The following is a 20565-nucleotide window of genomic DNA, read 5'->3' as shown; positions in this document are numbered from 1 at the left end:
GTGGGGCGGTTCATCGGCCCGCTTCGTCCGTGGGTTCGGCCGTCGGTTCGCCCGCCGCTTCGCCCGCCGGGGCGTCCGTCGGGGCGTCCGTCTGGGCGGACGTGCGTGCCGCGGCCCGGCGGCCCCGGCGCGGGTCGAGGACCGGTACGGCGTCGAGCAGCTGTCGGGTGTAGGGGTGCCGTGGGGTGCGCAGGACCGACGCCGCCTCACCGACCTCGACCAGCCTCCCGCGGCTCATCACGGCGACCCGGTCGGCCACCTGCGCCACCACGGCGAGGTTGTGCGAGACGAAGACGTAGGTGAGGCCCAGCCGCCGTTGCAGGTCCGCCAGGAGGTCGAGGACGGTCGCCTGCACGGAGACGTCCAGGGCGCTGGTCGGCTCGTCGAGCACCAGCAGCCGGGGGTGGAGCGCCAGGGCCCGGGCGATGGAGACGCGCTGGCGCTGGCCGCCGGAGAACTCGTGCGGGTAGCGGTCCTGGATGCCGGCGTCCAGGCCGACCGCTTCGAGGAGTTCCCCGACCCGTTCCCGGTTGCGGGCTCGTGCGCGCCGTCCGCGGGCCTCGGGGTCGTGGGTGACCAGGGGTTCGGCGACGATGTCGGTGATGCGCATGCGCGGGTTCATGCTGGAGTAGGGGTCCTGGAGGACTACCTGCATCTGCCGTCGTACGCCGCGCAGTTCGGACGCGGTGAGGGCGGCGAGGTCACGTCCGTCGAAGCGCACGCTGCCGGCGGTGGGTTCGAGGAGTCCGAGGAGCAGCCGGGTGAGGGTGGTCTTGCCACAGCCGGACTCGCCGACCAGGGCCAGGGTCTCGCCCTCGTGGACGTCGAGCGACACGTCGTCGACGGCGACGTTCGGGCGCCGCCCGCCGAACTCCTTGCGCAGGCCGTCCAGTTCGAGGAGGGGCCCGGCGTGCGTGGGCGTGGGCGTGGTGGCGGGGGTGGTGTCGGTCGCGTCGGTGCTCATGCCGCCTCCAGTCGCGGGGTGGCCGCCAGCAGCTTGCGGGTGTAGGGGTCGGCCGGGCGGTCGAACACGTCGAGGACGTCGCCGGTCTCGACGACCTTGCCCTTGTTCATGACCACGACGCGGTCGGCGGTCTCCGCGACGACCGCGAGGTCGTGGGTGATCAGCACGACGGCCATGTCGTGCTTGTGCTGGAGGGTGACCAGCAGGTCGAGGATCTGGCGCTGCACGGTGACGTCCAGGGCGGTGGTCGGCTCGTCGGCGATGAGGACGCGGGGCCGGGCCACCAGGGCCGTCGCGATCATCACGCGCTGGCGCAGGCCGCCGGAGAGTTCGTGCGGGTACTGGCGGTAGCGCAGGGCCGGGTCGGGGATGCCGACCTCGTCGAGGGCCGCCAGCGCGGCCTCCTTGGCCTCGGCGCGGGACATGCCGGTGTGGTGCCTGAGCACCTCGGCCACCTGGGCGCCGACGCGCTGGAGCGGGTCGAGGCAGGTCATCGGGTCCTGGAAGACCATGGCGATGTCGCGGCCCCGGACCCGGCCGAGTTCCTTCTCGGACAGGCGCAGCAGGTCGCGTCCGTCGAAGCGGATCTCGCCGCTCGCGTAGACGCACGGCGGGCTCGGGTTGAGGCGGAGCACGGACAGCGCGGTGGCGCTCTTGCCGCTGCCGGACTCCCCCACCACGGCGAGGGTCTCGCCGGCCCGGACGTGGAGGGAGACGTCCTGGACGGCGTGGACGACGGAGTCCGCCAGGCGGAAGTCGACGCTGAGGCCGTCGATCTCGAGGAGCGGTTGCCGGTCGGCGGGCCGCGGAGGCGTGTCGGCCGTCGGTCGGTCGGGGCCGGTGGTCGGTCGGTCGTTGCTCATCGGCGGTATGCCTTCGGGTCCGCGACGTCCCGCAGGGCGTCGCCGGTGATGTTGATGGCGAGGGAGGTCAGCATCAGCGCGATGCCGGGGAAGACGGCGACCCACCAGGAGGTTCCCAGGTAGAGCTGGCCGTCGGAGAGCATGCCGCCCCAGGTGACCGTCTCCTTGGGGACGCCCAGGCCGAGGTAGCTGAGGGATGCCTCGGCGACGATGGCGGCGGCCACGTGCAGGGTGCCGATGGTGGCCAGCGGCGCCATCACGTTGGGCAGCAGGTGGCGGCGCATGATGGTGACGTCGGTGACGCCGATCGCGCGGGCTTCGGTGACGAAGTCCCGGGTGCGCAGCGACATCACCTCGGAGCGCACGACGCGGGCGTAGGAGACCCAGCCGGTGAAGCCGAGCACCACGATCACGACCCACAGGCCGGAGCCGAGGAAGCCGACGACGGCGAGGGCCAGCAGCAGCGAGGGGAAGGCGAGTTGGACGTCGGCGAGCCGCATGAGGGTGCGGTCGGCCCAGCCGCCGAAGTATCCGGAGGCGAGGCCCACGACGGTGCCGATGACGCCGGCCAGCAGCGCGGCGCCGGCGCCGACGAGCAGGGAGACCCGGGTGCCGTAGACGACGCGCGAGAGCATGTCGCGGCCGAGCTGGTCAGTGCCGAGGAGGTGGGCGCCGCTGCCGCCGTCCTGCCAGGCGGGCGGCCGCAGTCGCAGCAGGAGGTTCTGGGTGTTGGGGTCGTAGGGAGCGAGCAGGGGCGCGAACACCGCGGCGACCAGCAGCAGTACGAGCACGGCGAGGGCCACTGCGGCGAGCTTGTTGCGCAGCAGGCCGCGCAGGACGACGGAGCCGGAGCCGCCGGACGGCTTGGGCTGCGGGCCCGCGTCGGTCGCGGCCGGTGACATGACGGTCATCGGGACGTCCTCACCCTCGGGTCGAGGAAGCTGTAGGAGAGGTCGACGAGCAGGTTCACCACGACGAAGGTGGCGGCGAAGAACAGGACGGTGGCCTGGACGAGCGGGAAGTCGCGGTTGGAGATCGCCTCGACGGTCAGCTGGCCCACCCCGGGCCAGGAGAAGACCCGTTCGGTGAGGATGGCACCGCCGAGCAGGTTGCCGACCTCCAGGCCGACGACGGTCACCACCGGCAGCGAGGCGTTGCGCAGTCCGTGCCTGAGCACCACCTGCAGCGGCCCGAATCCCTTGGCGCGGGCGCTGCGGATGTGGTCGGAGGACAGGACGTCGATCAGCGAGGAACGCAGCAGGCGGGCGACGACGGCGACGGAGTACACCGCGAGGGTGACGGCGGGCAGGACCAGGTTGGCGAGGGTGCCGTAGCCGGAGGCTGGCAGGGCGCGCAGCCAGACGGCGAAGACGAGGATGAGCAGGATGCCGACCCAGAACGGCGGGGTGGACTGGCCGAGCAGGACGCCGGTCATCACGGTGTTGTCGGTGCCCCGGCCCCGGCGCATGGCGGCGACGATGCCGGCCGGGATCGCGATGACGAGGGTCACCGCGAGGGCGGCGGCGGCCAGTTCGAGCGTGGCCGGCAGCCGGTCGGCGAGGATCTCGCTCACGGGCTGGCCGTAGACGAGGGAGTCGCCGAAGTCGAGGTGCAGCAGTCCCCGGAGGTAGTCGAGGTACTGGGCGAACAGGGACTGGTCCAGGCCCAGTGAGTGGCGCAGCACCTGTTCCTGTTCGGCGGTGGCGTCCGGCGGCAGCAGGATCTTCACCGGGTCGCCGGACAGGCGGACGAGGAAGAAGGCGACGGTCGCCGTGCACAGCAGTACGAACACTGCGGTGGCCAGGCGCTTGGCCACCCCGAGGAGCAGTCCCGTCCGGTCCGGCCGACGCGACGGGGCGGCCGTGGGGACGGGTGGTTCGTCGAGGGTGAGGGCGCTCATCGGGACACCTCCGCGCTCTCCATGGCGAGGACCCCCGCGGCTCCCGGCGTCCAGCGGGGCCGGTCGTTGCGGGCGTAGATGTTGTCGATCTGGTAGAGGAAGACGAAGGGTGCTTCCCGGCGCATCAGCCGTTGCAGGTCCGAGAAGGCCGCTTCGCGCCGCGCGGGGTCCTCGGAGAGTTCCTCGGCGTCGATGAGGCGGTCGGCCTCGGCGGAGTGCCAGCGGCTCTGGCGGCGGTCGCTGCGCACGTTGGACTGGACGATGCTCGCGCCGTCCATCGTCCACACGGTGCTGGCCGCGAGGTAGATGGGGCCGAGCGCACCGCGGTTGTCGGAGGTGAGGCGGGCGGAGTAGGTACCGGGGTCGAGCAGATTGACGCGGGCGTCCACTCCGGCCCTGGCGAGGAGCCCGGACAGGGCCTCGGCGACGTTGGCGTCGACGTTGGAGGCGGTGAGCGTGGTGGAGAAGCCGTGGGGGTGACCGGCTTCGGCGAGCAGCCGCCGTGCGGTGTCGACGGAGCGGGTGAAGGGCTTGACGGTGGGGTCGAAGCCGAAGGAGCCGCGCGGGACGAGTGCGGGTGTCTCGGTGGCCTTGCCGCCGAGCACGGCCTTGATGAGCAGCGGCACGTCGATGGCGTGGTTGAGCGCCTGGCGTACCCGGCGGTCCTGGAGCGGGCCGCGTTCCAGGGTGTTCAGGGACAGGTAGGCGGTGCGGATGCCGGTGTGGCCGTCGATGCTGACGCCGCCGTAGCCCTCCAGTTGCTGGGCGGCGTCGGGGGTGAGTCCGGCGACGAGGTCGACGCCGCCGCTCTGCAGGGCGGCCAGGGAGGACGAGGCGTTGGGGGCGGGGCTGAAGACGAGGCCGTCGACGGCCGGGCGTCCGTTCCAGTGGTCGGCGTAGGCGCGCATCCGCAGTTCGTGGTCGCGCTGCCAGCTCTCGAAGGTGAAGGGGCCGGTGCCGACGGGGTGGTCGGCGAAGGCCGCGTCGCCCACCTCGGCGAGGTGGCGGGGCGGTACGACGACGCCGCCGAACAGGGAGAGTTTGGCGGGCAGGATGGGGTCGTGCACGGTGGTGTGGAAGTCGACGGTGAGCCGGTCGACGACGGTGACGCCCTTGACGAAACGCAGCTCGACGATGGGTGACTTGGTGGCGGGGTCGAGCAGGCGCTCGATGCTGAAGGCGACGGCCCGCGCGTCGCACACCTCGCCGTTGTGGAAGGTCACACCGGGGCGGAGGGTGAAGCGCCAGGTCCGCGCGTCGGTGGCCTTCCAGGTCAGGGCGAGCCTCGGGTGCAGCCGGTTGTCCCGGCCGCGGGTGGTGAGGGTGTCGAACATGTTGATCAGGACGTTCATGGAGACCATGTCGCCCTGCTTCTGCGGGTCCAGGGTCTTCGGGTCGCCAGGCTGGGAGACCCGCAGGACGTTGCCGGCCCGGTCCGCGGCGGCCGTCGTGCCGCACGCGCTCAGGAGCGCGGGAGCGCTGAGGGCTCCGAGCAGCAGACCGCCGGTCCGCAGAACGTGGCGTCGGCTGGGACGGCTGCGGTCCATCGTGCGCCCCTGAAGAATTCGTTCCATTGAACAACACCTCCGTTCCGTCAGATGGAATGCGGTTGGGTTAAGCTAAGCGACATGGTGAAAGCGGTCAACACCCGGTCGGTCGACCAGGAACTCGTGAAGGGCCCCGTCGACAAGGCGATGGAGGTGCTCGATGCGCTCGTCCAGCCCGGTGGCCCCCACCGGTTGGGGGAGATCGCGCGCCGCACGGGGCTGACCAAGCCCACCGTCCACCGGCATCTGCGGACCATGGCGGAGTACGGCTTCGCCGAACCCGCCGAGGGCGGCAGCTACCGTCCGGGGCCCCGGCTGCTGGGCCTGGCGGCGGCCGCCCTGAACGACAACCGGGTTCTGGAACTGGCCGGGCCCGCCCTCGCCGACCTGCGCCGGCGCACCGGTCACGTGGCGTTCTACGCGGTGCGCCACGCGTCCGACGCCGTGTACCTGGAGCAGTCGGAACCGGCCCGTGAGTACCGGATGAGCACCCGGCCCGGCCACCGGTCGCCGCTGTACACCTGCGGCGTGGGGCTCGCCATGCTCTCCGCGCTGCCCGCCGAGGAGGTCGCGGCGGTCCTGGACGCACCGGACCTGGAGGCGCGCACGCCGAACACCCCCACCGACCCGGCCGCGCTGCGGGCGGTGCTCGCGCGGGCGGCGCTGTGCGGCTACGCCGTGGACGACGAGTACGACGAGCCGGACGTCAGGTCGGTGGCGGCTCCGGTGCTGGACGCGGAGGGCCGGCCGGTGGGTGCGATCGGCATCGCCGGACTGACCTTCACCCTCGACCCCGGCAGTGTGGAGGTGTTCGGGCCGATGGTGCGGGCCGCCGCGCGCACGGTCTCCGCCGGACTCGGCGCACCCGCGCCCGGCCTCGGCGTGGTGGACACGGCTCGCGGGGGTGAGGAGGCGTGAGCGCCCTGGCCGAACTGCTCGCCGGGGGACGGGAGCAGCGGATCTACTCCGGCGCCGCCTGGTCCGTCGGGGGCCCGGCGGGGCCGCTGGAGCGGGGCTGGACCGGCACCCGCAGCCGGGGTGGAGCGGCGCTGGACGGCGACGACGTGTGGGACCTCGCCTCGGTGACCAAACCGATCGCCGGGCTCGCGGTCATGGCGCTCGTCGAGCGCGGCGCACTCGGGCTCGACGACACCGTGGGCGCGTACCTCCCGGACTACCGGGGCGGCGACAAGGCGGAGCTGACGGTGCGCCAACTGCTCACGCACACCTCGGGGATACCCGGCCAGGTCCCGCTGTACCGCGATCACCCCACCCGTGCGGCGCTGCTGGAGGCGGTGCGGCTGCTGCCGTTGACCGCGGAGCCCGGCACCCGCGTCCAGTACTCCTCGCAGGGGTTCATCGTCCTCGGTCTGCTCGCCGAGGCGGCGGCCGGGGAGCCGCTGGACGCGCTGGTGGAGCGGCTGGTGTGCGCGCCGCTCGGCCTGCGCGACACCGTCTTTTGCCCGGACGCCGACCGCCGGGCGCGCGCGGTCGCCACCGAGGACTGCCCCTGGCGCGGCCGCCCGGTCGTGGGCGAGGTCCACGACGAGAACGCGGTGGTGCTCGGCGGGGTCGGCGGCCACGCCGGGCTGTTCTCCACGCTCGCGGACATGGAACGGCTGGGCGCCACCCTCGCCGCCGGCGGCCGGGGCCTGCTGCGCCCCGACACCTTCGCCCTGATGACGGCGGCCCACACGGACGACCTGGAGCTGCGGCGCGCTCTGGCCTGGCAGGGACGCGACCCGGTCGGCTCCCCCGCCGGGGAGGTGTTCGGCCCGGACTCGTACGGGCACACGGGCTTCACCGGCACCAGCCTGTGGGTCGACCCGGCCACGCGACGGTACGCCGTGCTGCTCACCAACCGGGTGCACCCGACGAGGACGGGCGACGGGATCGTCGCCCTGCGCCGGGCGTTCCACGACGCGGCCGCCGCGATGCCCCCGGTGGCCGCCGAGGCTCCCCACGGTGTGGAATGAGCCGGTGAACTCCTCCGCACCGGGCGCCGAGCGCCCCGAACGCGCCCGCCCCGCCGCTCAGAGCCTCACCGGTGTCGGCCTCGCCGTCCTCGATCCCGCGGGCCGCGTCCTGCTCGGGCTGGGTCACGACGGACGCTGGGAGCTGCCCGGCGGCAAGGTCGACGCGGGCGAGGACTTCGAGGCGGCCGCCGTCCGGGAGCTGGCGGAGGAGACCGGGCTCGTGGCGGTCCCCGCCCACGTGCGGGTGCTGGCCGTGCTCGTCGACGGCGTGGCCGGGCTGACCCGGGTGACCGCCGCGGCCGTCACCGAGCAGGCGGCCGGGACGCCCCGGGTCACCGAGCCCGACAAGATCGAGCGCTGGGAGTGGTTCACCCGCGAGGCGGTCCCGGCCGCGCTCTTCCCGCCGTCCGCCTCGGTCCTGGACTGCCTGTGGCCCGGGGCGAAGCGGCGGGGCGCGGACGGGGTCCGGCGCTACGCGGTGGCCGGGCCCGTCGTGAACGGCAGCACGAGCCGGGACGGGTGCGCCGCGTCGCGGTAGATCTTGTGCGTGACCGGGCGGCCCACCGGCAGGTGGAAGGCGTCCGGCGGCAGCAGCGCGTTGTGCTCGTCGGCGAGCGGCTCGTCGTTGGAGAGTTCCGCGACCAGCCGGTGCCCCGGCAGGAAGGTCGCCGCGAACGGGTAGACGCGCAGCACGTACTCCTCGATCCGCCCCGGTTCCACGGGCACCGCCCGGGTGTGCGGGTGGTGCGGGTCGCCCTCGGTGGTGCGCTCCTCGTCCAGCTCGCGGTGCGATGCCTTGAGGTAGGCGGTCGTGATGAGCTGCCGCTTCCCGCCCGGCGCCTCGTCCCACAGGCGCAGGATGAAGTTGGTGTCGCTCTGGTCGATCTCGGCGAAGAGATGGGCGGCACCCTGGCCGATCATCTCGGTGGGTTCGGTGAACGGGGCGGTGCTCCAGCTGAGGATCTCCACCTTGTCGGTGACCGTCAGCGGCGCCTGGTAGAAGCCGTCGGGGGCGGCGTGCTCCGCTCCCATCAGCTCCGGCTCGAAGGAGAGCGCCCGGCGCGGACGGAGGTAGAGGGAGCGGTGCTCGACGTCCTTCGGCGGCCACTGCGCGAGGGCCTGCAGTTCCTTGCCGTACGGGCTGAGGGCCACCAGCGCGGGGCGCGGCTCGTCGGCGGCGCCGCTGTAGGTGTCGGCGGCCAGCGTGACGCCGTCGCGCATCGGCACACGGAGATCCTTGCGGACGGCGATGGACTGCTCGCCCGCACGGATCGTACGAAGGTCGGTCATGAGGGGTGGCTCCTGTGCTCCTGTGTCCGCACGTGCTGTGCGAAGTGCGTGCGGTAGCCGGCCATGGTGGTGAAGAACGGCGACGGCTCCAGTGCGGGATCGCCGGTGTAGCCGAGCTCCTCGGCCACGCGGGCGAACGGGGAGTACGGCGACTCCGTCTCGCGCGGGCCCGCCTCCAGGCAGCCGCGGGCGGCCGAGGCGACGCGCGCCTCGATGTCGAGGCTCTGGGCGATGGCCTCCTCGGCCTGCGTCTCGTCCAGTTCGACGCCGTACGGTGTGCCGTCGGCGCGGCGGTAGGGGTGGCCCAGGTAGAGGCGGCGCGGGCGGATCTCGTCGCGCAGGCGCTTGAGGCTCGCGCGGTAGGCGACCGGGTCCGTGTACCCGGGGAAGTGGTTGGCGGCGCCGTGGACCTGGACGGAGTCGCCGACGAACACCGAGCACTGTCCGTCCACGACGTAGGCGACCGACCCGGGTGTGTGGCCCGGTATCGCGTGCACCGAGACGGTGACACCGCCGCCGAGGGAGAGGGTCTCGCCGCCCCGGACGAGCAGGCTGGGTTCCATCTCGCCGGAGATGACGGCGTTCGCGGCGCCGGTCACCTTCGCCGCGCCCTCGGGATCGGTGGCGAGCGCCACCACCAACATGCTGCGCGACCTCGGCTTCGCCCTCGGACCGGTCGTCGTCGGCGCGGTCGCCCTGAGCAACGCGGGGTCGGACTTCACGGTGAGCCTGTCCGGCGCCGATCTGCCGGCCGGCCAGGCGGCGGCCGCCCGCGCGGTCGCCGAGGCCGGCGGGCCCGTCGCCGTCAACAGCCTGCCGCCCGGGGCCCCGGGCTCCGCGGCGCACGGACTGGCCCTGGACGCCCTGGGCAGCGGCTTCGGCACCGCGTTCCTCGTCTGCGGGGTGGCGGCTGCGGTCGCCGCGGCACTGACCGCCTTCGGCATGATCGGCATCCGCTCGCACCGTTCCGCGCCGAGCGGTGGTGCCGCGCCGGTGCCGCCGGACCGCGACGGCAGCCCGGAGTCGGCGCTCGCCGGGTAGCCGACGCGGGCACCGCAGCAGCCGCGGAAGCCCTCGGGCGGCTCCGCACGGGCGGGCACCGGTCACCACGACCGGTGCCCGCCCGCGGCGTCCGGGACGGGAACGGGCTGGCCGTGTCGCTCCACATGCATTGACATGAACGCGCCCCGGCGCAACGCTGAGAGCGCTCTCAGAATCGGTACGGACCAATTCCCCCACACTCGCACGGAGGTGGAGAGTGCTCTCCCGACTCAGACACCGTCTGCTCGCCGTGGCCGCGGCCGCAGGCCTGACCGGCGCCCTGCTCACGTTCGGTGCCGCACCGCCCGCGGACGCCGCGGTGCCCGCCACCATCCCCCTGAAGATCACCAACAACTCCGCCCGCGGCGACGCCGTCCACATCTACAACCTGGGCACCTCGCTGACGACCGGCCAGCAGGGCTGGGCCGACGCCGACGGCACCTTCCACGCCTGGCCCGCCGGCGGCAATCCCCCCACTCCCGCACCGGACGCGTCCATCCCCGGACCGGCCGCGGGACAGACCAAGACCATCCGGATCCCGAAGCTGTCGGGACGCATCTACTTCTCCTACGGCCAGAAGCTCGACTTCCGGCTGACCACCGGCGGCCTGGTCCAGCCCGCCGTCCAGAACCCGAGCGACCCCAACCGCAACATCCTCTTCAACTGGTCCGAGTACACGCTCAACGACGGCGGGCTGTGGCTGAACAGCACCCAGGTCGACATGTTCTCCGCGCCCTACTCCGTCGGCGTGCAGCGGGCCGACGGCGGCGTCACCAGCGCCGGACAGCTCAAGTCCGGTGGCTACCGCGGGGTGTTCGACGCGCTACGGGCCCAGCCGGGCTGGGGCGGGCTGATCCAGACCCGGCCCGACGGCACCGTACTGCGGGCGCTGGCGCCGCTGTACGGGGTGGAGACCGGCGCGCTGCCCGCGTCGGTCATGGACGACTACATCAACCGGGTCTGGCAGAAGTACGCGACGACCACGCTGACCGTCACGCCCTTCGGGGACCGGCCGGACACCAAGTACTTCGGCCGCGTCTCGGGCAACGTCATGAACTTCACCAACACCTCCGGCGCGGTCGTCACCAGCTTCCAGAAGCCCGACGCCTCCAGCGTCTTCGGCTGCCACCGGCTCCTGGACGCGCCCAACGACCAGGTGCGCGGGCCGATCTCGCGCACGCTGTGCGCCGGCTTCAACCGCTCCACGCTGCTGAGCAACCCCAACCAGCCCGATCCCTCGGCGGCGAACTTCTACCGGGACTCCGTGACCAACCACTACGCCCGGATCATCCACGAGCGCATGGCGGACGGGAAGGCGTACGCGTTCGCCTTCGACGACGTCGGCAACCACGAGTCGCTGGTGCACGACGGCAACCCGGCCGAGGCCAGGCTCACCCTCGCCCCGCTCGACTGAACCGGCGGCGGGCACGTGTCCGCCCCCGTCCCCCGCCGCTGCCGTCGGCGCGGTGGAGGACGGGGGCGGATGCCTGGTCAGGCGCCGGGGAGTACGCCGGTGCGGGCGACCTCGGAGTACCAGCGGGCACTCGCCTTGGGGATGCGGGTGCCGGTCGGGTAGTCGACGTAGACGGCGCCGAAGCGCTTGCTGTAGCCGTGGGCCCACTCGAAGTTGTCCAGCAGGGACCACAGGAAGTAGCCGCGTACGTCCGCGCCGTCCAGGATGGCCTGGTGGACGGCGGCCAGGTGGCCGCGCACATAGGCGATCCGCGCGGGGTCCTCGACCCGACCCTGGGGGTCGGCGTAGTCGTCGAAGGCGGCGCCGTTCTCGGTGATGACCAGCGGCAGCCTCGGGAAGTCGGCGGCCAGCCGGCGCAGCAGGTCGTACAGGCCGGTGGGGTCCACGGCCCAGCCCATGGCCGTGGTGTCGCCGGGCGGCTGGTGGAAGGCGACCCGGTCGGCTCCCGGCCAGGGGCTGTGGGCACTGTTGCCGTGCCCGTCGGAGGTGTGGGCGCCGCTGCCGTCGGTCTCGGAGACGACGGTGGGCGTGTAGTAGTTGACGCCGAGGAAGTCCAGCGGCTGGTGGGCCTGGCGCAGGTCGCCGTCCCGGACGAAGGACCAGTCGGTCAGCTCGGCGGTGTCCTTGAGCAGGTCCTCCGGGTAGGCGCCGGTCAGCATCGGGCCGGTGAAGACCCGGTTGGCCAGCGCGTCGATCCGGCGGGCCGCGTCCGCGTCGCCGTCGCTGCCGGTGAGCGGACGGACGTGGTGGACGTTGAGGGTGACGGACACCTGGGAGTCTGCGCGGACCCGTTCGCGCAGCGCCTGGACGGCCAGGCCGTGCGCCAGGTTGAGGTGGTGGGCGGCGCGCAGGGCGGCGACCGGGTCGGTGCGGCCCGGGGCGTGCACACCGGAGCCGTAGCCGAGGAAGGCGCTGCACCAGGGCTCGTTCAGGGTGGTCCAGGTCTTCACCCGGTCGCCCAGGGCGTCGGCGGCCAGGGCCGCGTACTCGGCGAAGCGTTCGGCCGTGGCACGCTCGGGCCAGCCGCCGGCGTCCTCCAACTCCTGGGGCAGGTCCCAGTGGTAGAGGGTGGCGACGGGCTGGATGCCCTTCTCCAGCAGCTCGTCCACCAGCCGCCGGTAGAAGTCCAGGCCCTTCTGTACGGCAGGGCCGCGGCCGGTCGGCTGGATCCGGGGCCAGGCGAGGGAGAAGCGGTAGGCGCCCAGACCGAGTTCGGCCATGAGGGCGACGTCCTCGCTCCGCCGGTGGTAGTGGTCGGTGGCGACGTCACCGGTGTCGCCGTTGCGGACCCGGCCGGGGGTACGGGCGTAGGTGTCCCAGATGGACGGCGTGCGGCCGTCCTCCGCCGCGGCCCCCTCGATCTGGTAGGAGGCGGTCGCCGAACCCCAGAGGAAGCCCTTGGGGAAGGTGCGGGCGGCGTCCGGGGCGGAGGCGGTCTGGTGTGCTGCGGTGACCACGTAAGTCCTTTCGGGTGGGGGTGCTTGGTACGGCGGAGGTGGTGGGTCAGCCCTTGACGGCGCCCGCCATGATGCCGCTGACGATCTGGCGGCCGAAGACGATGAACATCGCCAGCAGCGGCAGCGTGCCGAGCAGCGCGCCGGCCATGATGAGCGACTGGTCGCGGACGTAGCCCGCGCTGAGCTGGGTGAGCGCGACGGGGACGGTCGGGTTGGTCATGTCGAGGACCACGAACGGCCAGAAGAAGTCGTTCCAGGCGTGCACGAACGTGATCATGAACAGGACGGCCATCGCGGGCCGCGCGATGGGCAGCACGATGCTGAAGAAGATCCGCAGCGAGTGCGCCCCGTCCACGCGCCCGGCCTCGACGAGCTCGTCCGGCAGCGCCTCGGTCAGGTACTGCCGCATGAAGAACACGCCGACCGCGCTCACCAGCGTCGGGAAGATGACGGCGGGCAGCTGCTGCGACCAGCCCAGGTCGGCCATCATCATGAACAGCGGTACGACGGCGAGCTGCGGCGGCACCATCATGGTGCCGATCACCAGCATGAGCAGGGCGTTGCGTCCCTTGAACCGCAGCTTGGCGAAGGCGAACCCGGCGAGGGTGGCGAACAGCACCGTGGACAGGGCGATCACCCCGGCCACGATGAGACTGTTGACCATGGCCTTGCCCATCGCCGCCTCGTCCCAGGCCCGGGCGAGGTTGCTGAACAGGTTCGGGCCGGGCAGGAACGGGGGCGGCGTCTGGCTGACCCGGGTGTTGTCGGTGGACGCGGCCACCATGGTCCAGTACAGCGGGAAGATCGACAGGATCGCCATGATGGCGAGCAGTACGTAGGCGAGGGGACCGGCGTGGTGCTGGCGGCCGGCGCGCTGACGCAGCAGCCGGCGGCCGCCGCGGCCGCTCGCCTTCGCGCCGGGGGTCCGGGCCGGGGCGTCGGTCCGGGCCGGGAGACTTTGGGTGGTCATGACGGCTCCAGGTCAGGACGTGTCAGGACGTGCGGGAGCGCAGGCGCTTGATGACGCGCTGCACGACGAAGACGAGGACCAGCAGCATGAACATCGCCCACGCGACGGTCGCCGAGCGGCCCATCTGGTAGTTCTTCCAGCCCTCCTCGTACAGCAGCAGGCCCAGCGTCTGGTACTGGTTGTCCGCGCCGCCGGTGACCCCGTTGGGCCCCTGGCCGAAGATCAGCGGCTCACCGAAGAGCTGGGTGGCCCCGATCGTGGAGAGCACGATGGTGAAGACGATGGTGGAGCGGATCCCGGGGACGGTGACGTGGATGAACTGCTGCCACCGGGAGGCGCCGTCGAGGGAGGCCGCCTCGTACCGGTCGGCGGGGATGGCCTGCATCGCGGCCAGGTAGAGCAGCGCGTTGTAACCGGTCCAGCGCCAGATCACGATGGTGGAGATCGCGACCTGGGCGGGCCACTTGTCGGCCTCCCAGTCCACCGGGTCGATCCCGACCGAGCCGAGCGCCCAGTTGATCATGCCGAAGTCGCGCTCGAAGATCATGGTGAAGACGAGGGCGGCCGCGGCGACCGAGGTGGCGTAGGGCACCAGGGAGGCGACCCGGAAGAACAGCGAGGCGCGCATCCGGTAGTTGAGCAGGTGGGCCATGCCGAGCGCCATCATCAGCTGCGGCACCGTGGAGATGACGCCGATGGTGATCGTGTTCTGCAGGGCGTTCCAGAACCGCGAATCGCCCCACAGCTCGACGTAGTTGTCGAACGCCACCCACTCCATGACATCGAGGGTGGCCAGCTCCACGTCGTGCAGGGAGATCCACGAGGTGTAGATCAGGGGGTAGAAGCTGAACGCGGCGAAGATGATGAAGAACGGCGCGACGAACGCGTACGGGGCGCCCTTGATGTCGAGCCGGTGCCAGAGCGCGCCGCGCCGCCGGGCGGTGCCCTCGCCGCCCGGCCGGGGGGTCGGACGCGGAGGCTCGTCCCCGGTCAGCGCCTTGGTGGTGGAGGTGGCCACCGGTCTTCCTTCCTGAGAGCGGATGTGTGGGCCTGGCGCCGGGCCCGCCGGCCAGGACCTGATCCTGGACGCGGGCGGGCCCGGTCGGCCTCGGGAGCGTGCGGTCAGCCGACCGCCTTCTCGATGCGCTCCCCGGTGGTCTTCCACGCCTCGTCGCGCGTGGCGTCTCCCTGCTCGATCAGGGCCAGGCCCTGGGAGAAGGTGTCCTTGATCGTCCCGTCCTTACGGCCGAGGACCTGCTTGTCCGGGATCTCCTGGGCGGCCGCGCCGAAGATCTGGCCGATCGGGGCGCCGCTGAAGTACTCGGACTTGGCGTTCTTCACGTCGGGGCTGTCCAGCGCCGTACGGGAGGAGGGGATGTTCCCGATCTCCTTGAAGATGTGGGCCTGCTGCTCGGGCGCGGTGAGCCAGGCGACGAGCTTCTTGGCCTCCTCCTTCACCGGGCTCTGCTCGACCACGCCGAGGAAGGAACCACCCCAGTTCGCGCCCTTGGGGGCCTTGGCCACGTCCCATTTGCCCTTGTTGGCGTCGCCGGCCTTCTCACTGATGTGGCTGAGCATCCACGCCGGGCACACCGCGGTGGCGAAGGTGCCGTTGGCCAGGCCCGGGTCCCAACCCGGCTGGAACTGGCGGAGCTTGGCGGTCAGCCCGTCCTCCGCCGCGTCGGCGGAGAGGTTCCACGCCTCCTTGACGGCGGGGTTGGTGTTGTAGATCAGCTCGCCGTTCTCGTCGTAGTACTGCTCGGGGTAGCCGTAGACCATGGCGTTGAACAGGCCGCTGGCCGCGTCCATGTAGGCCACGTCACCGCCCTTGAAGCCCTTCTTGAAGTCGCGGCCGACCTCGACGTACTTCTTCCAGTCGTCCGCCCACAGCTTGGCGACCTCTTCGCGGTCGGTGGGCAGGCCCGCCTTCTCGAAGTAGTCCTTGCGGTAGCAGACGGCCATCGGGCCGATGTCGGTGCCCAGGCCCAGCACCTTGCCGTCCTTGGTGCTGATCTGGGACTCCTTCCACGGCAGGAAGTGGTCGGTGCCCGGCACGTCGGAGAAGTCCGCGAACTTGTCCGCCTGGGTCTCGGTGATCTCCTTGGCCCGGCCGATCTCGATGCCCTGGATGTCCTTCAGGCCCTTGCCCGCGGCGAGCCTGGTCTGCAGGGCGGTGTAGTAGGTCTGCTCGTCACCGGCTATCTCGGCCTTGATGTCGACATTGGGGTTCTCCTTCTCGTACTGCTCGAGAAGGCCGGTCTCCTTGATGCCCATCACCCCGTACATGCCCATGGTGATGGTGACCTTGCCGTCCTTCTTGCCACCGCCGGTGGCCGAGTCGTCACCGCTGCTGCAGCCGACGACGAGCGCGAGCGCGCCGACGGCCGCGGCCGTCGCCACCGTCTTTCTGCGCAACGAACCGAGAGTGCCCATGGATCTCCTCCTAGCGACGGCGCTGACACATCGGAGTGACGAGTTCTGCGATGACTACTGCGATGGCTACAGCGATGAAAGACAGCGGCTCGAACGTGAGTTGGGAACGTGCCCAATTTGGTGGGCACGTTCCCACCGGCGCATCGAAGACTCGTGGGAACGGGGCCGGTCTGTCAATAACTTGAAAGCAACTTGTCGCGCACGGCCGTGCCCGGCGTTCGCCCCGCGCGGGCCGGGGGGTGCTGCGCCGACGGCGGTGTCTGCAAGAATTGCCGCAGGTCACCTCCGCGGCAGGCAGCGCCGCCGCGGCCGCCGAGGGGGGAGTTCATGACCGGCAACCGCCGTCCAACGATCAAAACGGTCGCCGCCCGCGCCGGCGTCGGCCGCACCACGGTCTCCCGTGTCGTCAACGGCTCGGAGCTGGTCAGCGCCGATGCACGGGAGAGGGTGCTTGCGGCGATCAAAGAACTGAACTACGTTCCCAACTCGGTCGCCCGCGGCCTGGTGACCAACCGCACCAACGCCGTGGCCCTGGTGATCCCGGAGTCGGAGAGCCGGCTCGGCTCGGAGCCGTTCTTCGCCGCGCTCATCCGCGGGGTCAGCGGCGCCCTGGCCGAGAGCCGCACCCAGTTGCAGCTGATGCTGGTCCGCGACCAGGCCGAGCGGGACCAGCTGACCGAGTCGGTCGCGACCCGCCGGGTGGACGGCGTGCTGCTGGTCTCGGTGCACTCCGAGGACCGGCTGCCCGGCATGCTCGAGGAGATGGGCCTGCCCACGGTGCTCGCCGGCCGCCGCGACGCGGGCGAGCGGCTGAGCTACGTCAACTCCGACAACGCCGGCGGGGCGGCCGCCGCGGTGCGGCATCTGCTGGGCGGCGGACGGCGCCGGGTCGCCACCATCACCGGGCCGCTGGACATGGACGTCGGCCGCAGCAGGCTCGCCGGCTGGCACGCCGCGCACCGGGAGGCGGGGGTGCCCGCGGAGGAAATGCTCGTCGAGGCAGGGGACTTCACCGAGGAGGGCGGGTCGTGCGCCATGCGTTTGCTTCTTGAACGCGCCCCCGATCTGGACGCCGTCTTCGCCGCGTCCGACCTCATGGCGGTCGGCGCCCTGGCCGAACTGCGGCGGCAGAAACGGCAGGTGCCCAAGGATGTCGCCGTCGTGGGTTTCGAGGACTCCGTCCTGGCCCGCCACACCAACCCGCCGCTGACGACGGTGCGTCAGCCCGTGGAGGAACTGGGCCGGACCATGGCCCGCATCCTCACCGACATCACGCAGCACGGCGCGCCCCGGCAGCAGCTGACGCTGCCGACGGAGCTGGTGGTGCGCGAGTCGTCGTAGCGCCGATCCCTCCGCCGGGTGCGCGACCGGGCGGCCGGCGGCCGGAGCCCCGATCGGCCCCCTATCGGCCGGTCACGAGGCGGCCCGCTGCCGCTCCAGCCGCTCCAGGACGCGTCGGCGCAGCAGTTCGTACTCCGCACGCAGTCGGCGTATCTCGGACGGCCGGGGGACGACGGTGCCGCCGACGACGGTCTCGTGCGGGCCGAACTGCTCCCGGGTGAGGTCGATCTCCAGGCCCGCGCCCAGCCGGTTCCACCAGTGGTAGTCGACCCGCTCGCCCGCGACGTGCACCTCTCCACGGATCAGCTCGCCACCCAGCAGGTCGTTGAGCACCATGGCGGTCACACCGCACTGGTCCCTGGCGGGGTTTTCCTCGGTCCACTGCTGCCGGAACTCGGGGGTCGCCGTCTCGGCGCTCCAGCTGCTGCGGACGGCATACTCGATGTCGGCGAGAAGCAAGGGTCTCATGCGGTCCATTGTGTCGGCGGGCACTGACAGGAGGTGGCGGACGGCATGGAAGCCGGCTGGGAGTGGGACGAGACGCTGTTCTCCGGCACCGCGGCCTTCTACCGGCGCGGGAGGCTCCCGTACGCTCCCGGCCTGGCGGACCTGCTCGCCGGGGTGCTGGACCTGGACGGGCGGGGCCGGCTGCTCGACCTGGGCTGCGGACCGGGGACGGTCGCCCTGCGGCTGGCCGGGCTCTTCGACGAAGTGGTCGGAGTGGATCCGGACCCGGGGATGCTCGCGGAGGCGGCTCGCGGGGCCGCCGAGCTGGAGGTGGCGGACAAGGTGCGGTGGGTGCGGGCCCGGGCCGAGGAACTCCCCGCCGGGCTCGGTGGCTTCACGGTCGTCACGCTCGCCCAGTCGTTCCACTGGATGGACCGCGAGCGGGTGGCGGCGACGGTCCGGGGCATGCTGCGGCCGGGTGGCGCACTGGTGCACATCTCGGACCTCAAGGGAGAGTCCCGGGCCGTCGACGGGCTGCCGTACCCGCCGGTTCCGCGGGCGGCGATCGACGGGCTCGTCAGGGGCTGTCTGGGCCCGGTCCGCCGGGCGGGCCGGGGGCTGCTGCCGCGCGGGACGCCCTCCGGTGAGGACGCGGTACTGGCAGGCGTGGGGTTCGCCGGCCCGTACCGCCATGTCGTGCCCGGTGGGCAGGCGATGGTGCGCACCTGGGACGACGTCGTCGCCGAAGTGTTCTCCATGTCGTTCTCGGCCCCGCACCTGTTCGGCGACCGGCTCGCCGCCTTCGAGGCGGATCTCCGCCGGCTGCTGCGGGACGCCTCGCCGTCCGGCCGCTTCTCCGAGCGCCAACCGGGCACCGAGGTGTTCGTCTGGCCGCGCGGGGCGGACTGAGCGGGTGGCCCGGCGCCGCTCCGGGCGCCGGGGACGGCACGGCCCTGGGCCTACGGGCTCAGCACGATCCGTCCGAAGACCTCACCCGCGTCCATCTTCCGGTGCGCCGTGGCCGCCTGCTCCAGGGGCAGCACCTCGTGCACGACGGTCTCGATCTCCCCGCGGCCCGCGGCAGCGAACTGCTCGGCCCGCACGGCCCGCAGGTCGGCTGCCGGGACGGTGGCGGCACTGAAGGTGGCGAACGACATCGACTTCTGGAAGGACGCCATCAGGTGCGTGCCGAAGTCCGCGGGTGGCTGTCCCGCCACGGCGCCGACGACCACCATCCTGCCGTTCGGCGCGAGCCTGGTGAAGAAGGAGGGCAGTCCGGCTCCGGCGACGACGTCCACGATGACGTCGAAGTCCCCGGGAGTGTCCGGGCCGCCCTCGCCGGAACGGTCCAGGACGTGGGTCGCGCCGAGCGCGCGCAGGCGCTCGCCACGCGCGGCCGACGACGTCGTGACCGCCACCGCCGCGGCACCGCCACGCGACGCGAGCTGGACCGTCATGATGCCGATGCTGCCGGACGCGCCCCGCACCAGCACGTTCTCGCCGGCGGCGAAGCGGGCGTGGGCGAGCCCGAAGTGCGCCACCACCCCGGCGCTGCCGAGCGTCACCGCGTCCGGGGCGGACAACCCCGCCGGAAGCGGGAGGATGTCGTCGGCAGGGGCGATCGCCTGTTCGGCGCAACCTCCTCCCACGCCGGTCTGCGCCCACACGCGCCGGCCGGTCCAGGAGGCGTCGACGCCCTCGCCGACCGCCGTCACGGTGCCCACCACCTCGCCGCCGGGGACATGGCCCTCCTGGAAGCCGTAGGAGGCGAGCGCACCGCTGCGGATGGCGACGTCGGCACCGCTCACGCCGATCGCCTCCGTCGCGACCAGCACCTGTCCCGCGGCGGGCGTGGGGGCCGGAAGGTCGACGACCTCCAGTCCCTCGGGTCCGCCGAACCTCCGGATCACCACTGCCTTCATGTGCCACTCCTCGCTCGCCGAAGCCCGTGCCGTCGCGCCTCCGCGATCCGGGGCCGTGCTCCTCGGACGCTAACGGACGCCCCCGTCCGCTTCGGCAAAGTGAGAGTGGTGACCGATCATTTGCCTCACTCCTCGCGCGCTGTTCCCCGCCGACGGCCTGCGCGCCGGCTTCGCGCGTCGTCCGAGCACGCTCCGCTGCCGTCGGTACCACGGTTGGCGCCCGGGTGAACCCGACTGGCCCAGTCCGGGCCCGGCGAGCGTTTCCCCCCTGGTCCCCGTTCGTTGGGACGGGCATGATCAAGAAGCTCGCCTGTGTCTCCGTCATGGCCACCGCTCTGCTGCTCTCCGCTCCCGTCGCCGAGGCGGCCCCCGAGCCCGGCCCGTCCGCCGGTGTCCCCGGTGGTCCGCTCCTGGACGGTCTCCTCGGATCGCTGGAGGTGGGGCATCCGGCCACCTCTCCGCAGTCGCTCCTCCCCCAGGGCCTCCTCGGCAGGTGAAACGCACGGGGCGGGAGGGGGTGATTGCGCGCAATCACCCCCTGCGCCTGCGATGACCGGTTCGGCGTTCCGCTCCACCGGCGCCTCCCGGGCCCGCCAGACCGCGGCAGGCTTCCCGTAACCGCGGTCCGGGAGCCTCCAGGAAGTCATTCGAAACGCGGGAGGCTCCAGTGAAGTTCGCGAGCAAGAGGCGTGCCGGTGTGGTCGTGGCGGTGCTCAGTGGTCTGGCACTGGCCGCGACCTCCACGACGGCACACGCCGCCACCGGCCCCGACGTCATCGCCCACCGCGGCTCCTCGGGCATGGCACCCGAGAACACCGCCGCCGCCATCGACCTCGCCGTCCGCCAACGCGCCGACTACGTCGAAATCGACGTCCAACGCACCAAGGACGGCAAACTCGTCAACTTCCACGACTGCACCATGCAACGCACCACCGACATC

22 protein-coding genes are annotated in these 20565 nt (G+C 72.2%); 9 read left to right on the top strand and 13 right to left on the bottom strand.

The window, feature by feature from the left end:
• Window positions 1–10 precede the first annotated feature (10 nt).
• From IE258_RS19230 to IE258_RS19210, 5 genes are read right to left on the bottom strand one after another with little or no spacing between them, the layout of a single operon-like run.
• Window positions 11–964, bottom strand: coding sequence for an ATP-binding cassette domain-containing protein (locus IE258_RS19230; RefSeq protein ID WP_229892249.1), 954 nt, complete (start codon window positions 962–964; stop codon window positions 11–13).
• A complete protein-coding gene (locus IE258_RS19225) occupies window positions 961–1827 on the bottom strand; it encodes an ATP-binding cassette domain-containing protein (protein ID WP_189745098.1) in 867 nt (288 codons plus the stop codon). Before IE258_RS19225 ends, IE258_RS19230 begins: the two co-directional genes overlap by 4 nt.
• Window positions 1824–2738, bottom strand: coding sequence for an ABC transporter permease (locus IE258_RS19220; RefSeq protein WP_189745096.1), 915 nt, complete (start codon window positions 2736–2738; stop codon window positions 1824–1826). Before IE258_RS19220 ends, IE258_RS19225 begins: the two co-directional genes overlap by 4 nt.
• Complete coding sequence (locus IE258_RS19215) at window positions 2735–3727, bottom strand: ABC transporter permease (RefSeq protein WP_159330690.1); 993 nt, start codon at window positions 3725–3727, stop codon at window positions 2735–2737. The genes IE258_RS19220 and IE258_RS19215 overlap by 4 nt, the downstream gene beginning before the upstream one ends.
• Entirely contained in the window at window positions 3724–5301 is a 1578-nt protein-coding gene (locus IE258_RS19210; protein WP_189745094.1) for an ABC transporter substrate-binding protein, read from the bottom strand. Before IE258_RS19210 ends, IE258_RS19215 begins: the two co-directional genes overlap by 4 nt.
• 54 nt (window positions 5302–5355) lie before the next feature.
• Here IE258_RS19210 and IE258_RS19205 point away from each other — a divergent pair, with 54 nt between their 5' ends.
• Genes IE258_RS19205 through IE258_RS19195 form a run of 3 tightly spaced genes read left to right on the top strand, consistent with a single transcriptional unit; the run spans window position 5356 to window position 7788 of the window.
• Window positions 5356–6192, top strand: coding sequence for an IclR family transcriptional regulator (locus tag IE258_RS19205; protein WP_189745092.1), 837 nt, complete (start codon window positions 5356–5358; stop codon window positions 6190–6192).
• Complete coding sequence (locus IE258_RS19200; RefSeq protein ID WP_189745090.1) at window positions 6189–7250, top strand: serine hydrolase domain-containing protein; 1062 nt, start codon at window positions 6189–6191, stop codon at window positions 7248–7250. Before IE258_RS19205 ends, IE258_RS19200 begins: the two co-directional genes overlap by 4 nt.
• A 4-nt stretch (window positions 7251–7254) precedes the next feature.
• Window positions 7255–7788, top strand: coding sequence for a nucleotide triphosphate diphosphatase NUDT15 (locus IE258_RS19195; RefSeq protein ID WP_189745088.1), 534 nt, complete (start codon window positions 7255–7257; stop codon window positions 7786–7788).
• On the opposite strand, the gene IE258_RS19190 is transcribed toward IE258_RS19195, so the two are convergent.
• Both IE258_RS19190 and IE258_RS19185 read right to left on the bottom strand, forming a co-directional pair.
• Window positions 7722–8540, bottom strand: a complete 819-nt coding sequence (locus IE258_RS19190) for a CocE/NonD family hydrolase C-terminal non-catalytic domain-containing protein (protein ID WP_229892247.1) — start codon at window positions 8538–8540, stop codon at window positions 7722–7724. The two genes, IE258_RS19195 and IE258_RS19190, sit on opposite strands and share 67 nt — an antisense overlap.
• Window positions 8537–9175 carry an MBL fold metallo-hydrolase gene (locus IE258_RS19185; protein WP_229892245.1) on the bottom strand — a complete coding sequence of 213 codons (639 nt, stop codon included), beginning with the start codon at window positions 9173–9175 and terminating at the stop codon, window positions 8537–8539. The genes IE258_RS19190 and IE258_RS19185 overlap by 4 nt, the downstream gene beginning before the upstream one ends.
• Between IE258_RS19185 and IE258_RS19180 the strand changes: the two genes are divergently transcribed.
• The gene (locus IE258_RS19180; RefSeq protein ID WP_229892243.1) at window positions 9162–9581 is read left to right on the top strand and encodes a hypothetical protein; all 420 of its coding nucleotides are present in this window, start codon (window positions 9162–9164) and stop codon (window positions 9579–9581) included. The two genes, IE258_RS19185 and IE258_RS19180, sit on opposite strands and share 14 nt — an antisense overlap.
• Before the next feature lie 217 nt (window positions 9582–9798).
• A complete protein-coding gene (locus IE258_RS19175) occupies window positions 9799–10995 on the top strand; it encodes a glycoside hydrolase family 64 protein (RefSeq protein WP_189745086.1) in 1197 nt (398 codons plus the stop codon).
• Window positions 10996–11072: 77 nt separating this feature from the next.
• Here the strand turns inward: IE258_RS19175 and IE258_RS19170 are convergent, their stop codons facing one another.
• The 4 genes from IE258_RS19170 to IE258_RS19155 form a co-directional block, all read right to left on the bottom strand.
• Window positions 11073–12512: a GH1 family beta-glucosidase gene (locus IE258_RS19170; protein ID WP_189745084.1), complete on the bottom strand. Its 1440-nt coding sequence runs from the start codon at window positions 12510–12512 to the stop codon at window positions 11073–11075.
• A gap of 46 nt (window positions 12513–12558) precedes the next feature.
• Window positions 12559–13482 carry a carbohydrate ABC transporter permease gene (locus IE258_RS19165; protein ID WP_189745082.1) on the bottom strand — a complete coding sequence of 308 codons (924 nt, stop codon included), beginning with the start codon at window positions 13480–13482 and terminating at the stop codon, window positions 12559–12561.
• Between the two features lie 22 nt (window positions 13483–13504).
• Window positions 13505–14500 carry a carbohydrate ABC transporter permease gene (locus tag IE258_RS19160; protein WP_127895067.1) on the bottom strand — a complete coding sequence of 332 codons (996 nt, stop codon included), beginning with the start codon at window positions 14498–14500 and terminating at the stop codon, window positions 13505–13507.
• A gap of 104 nt (window positions 14501–14604) precedes the next feature.
• Window positions 14605–15915 (bottom strand): ABC transporter substrate-binding protein, encoded by a 1311-nt coding sequence (locus IE258_RS19155; RefSeq protein WP_159330725.1) that lies wholly within the window; start codon window positions 15913–15915, stop codon window positions 14605–14607.
• Between the two features lie 327 nt (window positions 15916–16242).
• Here IE258_RS19155 and IE258_RS19150 point away from each other — a divergent pair, with 327 nt between their 5' ends.
• Window positions 16243–17256, top strand: coding sequence for a LacI family DNA-binding transcriptional regulator (locus tag IE258_RS19150; RefSeq protein WP_189745080.1), 1014 nt, complete (start codon window positions 16243–16245; stop codon window positions 17254–17256).
• A gap of 72 nt (window positions 17257–17328) precedes the next feature.
• Here IE258_RS19150 and IE258_RS19145 read toward each other — a convergent pair whose 3' ends face one another.
• Complete coding sequence (locus IE258_RS19145) at window positions 17329–17724, bottom strand: YunG family protein (protein ID WP_189745078.1); 396 nt, start codon at window positions 17722–17724, stop codon at window positions 17329–17331.
• Between the two features lie 45 nt (window positions 17725–17769).
• On the opposite strand from IE258_RS19145, the gene IE258_RS19140 reads away from it, so the two are divergent.
• Window positions 17770–18612 (top strand): class I SAM-dependent methyltransferase, encoded by an 843-nt coding sequence (locus IE258_RS19140; protein WP_189745076.1) that lies wholly within the window; start codon window positions 17770–17772, stop codon window positions 18610–18612.
• 50 nt (window positions 18613–18662) lie between these two features.
• On the opposite strand, the gene IE258_RS19135 is transcribed toward IE258_RS19140, so the two are convergent.
• On the bottom strand, window positions 18663–19625 hold the full coding sequence (locus IE258_RS19135; RefSeq protein ID WP_189745074.1) for a zinc-binding dehydrogenase: 963 nt from the start codon (window positions 19623–19625) through the stop codon (window positions 18663–18665).
• 293 nt (window positions 19626–19918) lie between these two features.
• Here IE258_RS19135 and IE258_RS19130 point away from each other — a divergent pair, with 293 nt between their 5' ends.
• A complete protein-coding gene (locus tag IE258_RS19130) occupies window positions 19919–20122 on the top strand; it encodes a hypothetical protein (RefSeq protein ID WP_159330721.1) in 204 nt (67 codons plus the stop codon).
• Between the two features lie 170 nt (window positions 20123–20292).
• A partial coding sequence (locus IE258_RS19125; RefSeq protein WP_268256332.1) for a glycerophosphodiester phosphodiesterase occupies window positions 20293–20565 on the top strand: 273 nt, incomplete at its 3' end.

The organism is Streptomyces tendae (assembly GCF_014650435.1).
GTDB classification, from domain to species: Bacteria; Actinomycetota; Actinomycetes; order Streptomycetales; family Streptomycetaceae; genus Streptomyces; species Streptomyces tendae.
Note: the sequence above shows the minus strand (reverse complement) of the source record. Positions and strands in the feature narration are given on the sequence as shown.

Bases quoted from the DNA above. Each gene is read 5' to 3' on its own strand.
- IE258_RS19230 (WP_229892249.1), bottom strand. From the start codon at position 964: ATGAGCACCGACGCGACCGACACCACCCCCGCCACCACGCCCACGCCC.
- IE258_RS19225 (WP_189745098.1), bottom strand. From the start codon at position 1,827: ATGAGCAACGACCGACCGACCACCGGCCCCGACCGACCGACGGCCGAC.
- IE258_RS19220 (WP_189745096.1), bottom strand. From the start codon at position 2,738: ATGACCGTCATGTCACCGGCCGCGACCGACGCGGGCCCGCAGCCCAAG.
- IE258_RS19215 (WP_159330690.1), bottom strand. From the start codon at position 3,727: ATGAGCGCCCTCACCCTCGACGAACCACCCGTCCCCACGGCCGCCCCG.
- IE258_RS19210 (WP_189745094.1), bottom strand. From the start codon at position 5,301: ATGGAACGAATTCTTCAGGGGCGCACGATGGACCGCAGCCGTCCCAGC.
- IE258_RS19205 (WP_189745092.1), top strand. From the start codon at position 5,356: ATGGTGAAAGCGGTCAACACCCGGTCGGTCGACCAGGAACTCGTGAAG.
- IE258_RS19190 (WP_229892247.1), bottom strand. From the start codon at position 8,540: ATGACCGACCTTCGTACGATCCGTGCGGGCGAGCAGTCCATCGCCGTC.
- IE258_RS19165 (WP_189745082.1), bottom strand. From the start codon at position 13,482: ATGACCACCCAAAGTCTCCCGGCCCGGACCGACGCCCCGGCCCGGACC.
- IE258_RS19155 (WP_159330725.1), bottom strand. From the start codon at position 15,915: ATGGGCACTCTCGGTTCGTTGCGCAGAAAGACGGTGGCGACGGCCGCG.
- IE258_RS19150 (WP_189745080.1), top strand. From the start codon at position 16,243: ATGACCGGCAACCGCCGTCCAACGATCAAAACGGTCGCCGCCCGCGCC.
- IE258_RS19145 (WP_189745078.1), bottom strand. From the start codon at position 17,724: ATGAGACCCTTGCTTCTCGCCGACATCGAGTATGCCGTCCGCAGCAGC.
- IE258_RS19140 (WP_189745076.1), top strand. From the start codon at position 17,770: ATGGAAGCCGGCTGGGAGTGGGACGAGACGCTGTTCTCCGGCACCGCG.
- IE258_RS19135 (WP_189745074.1), bottom strand. From the start codon at position 19,625: ATGAAGGCAGTGGTGATCCGGAGGTTCGGCGGACCCGAGGGACTGGAG.
- IE258_RS19130 (WP_159330721.1), top strand. From the start codon at position 19,919: ATGATCAAGAAGCTCGCCTGTGTCTCCGTCATGGCCACCGCTCTGCTG.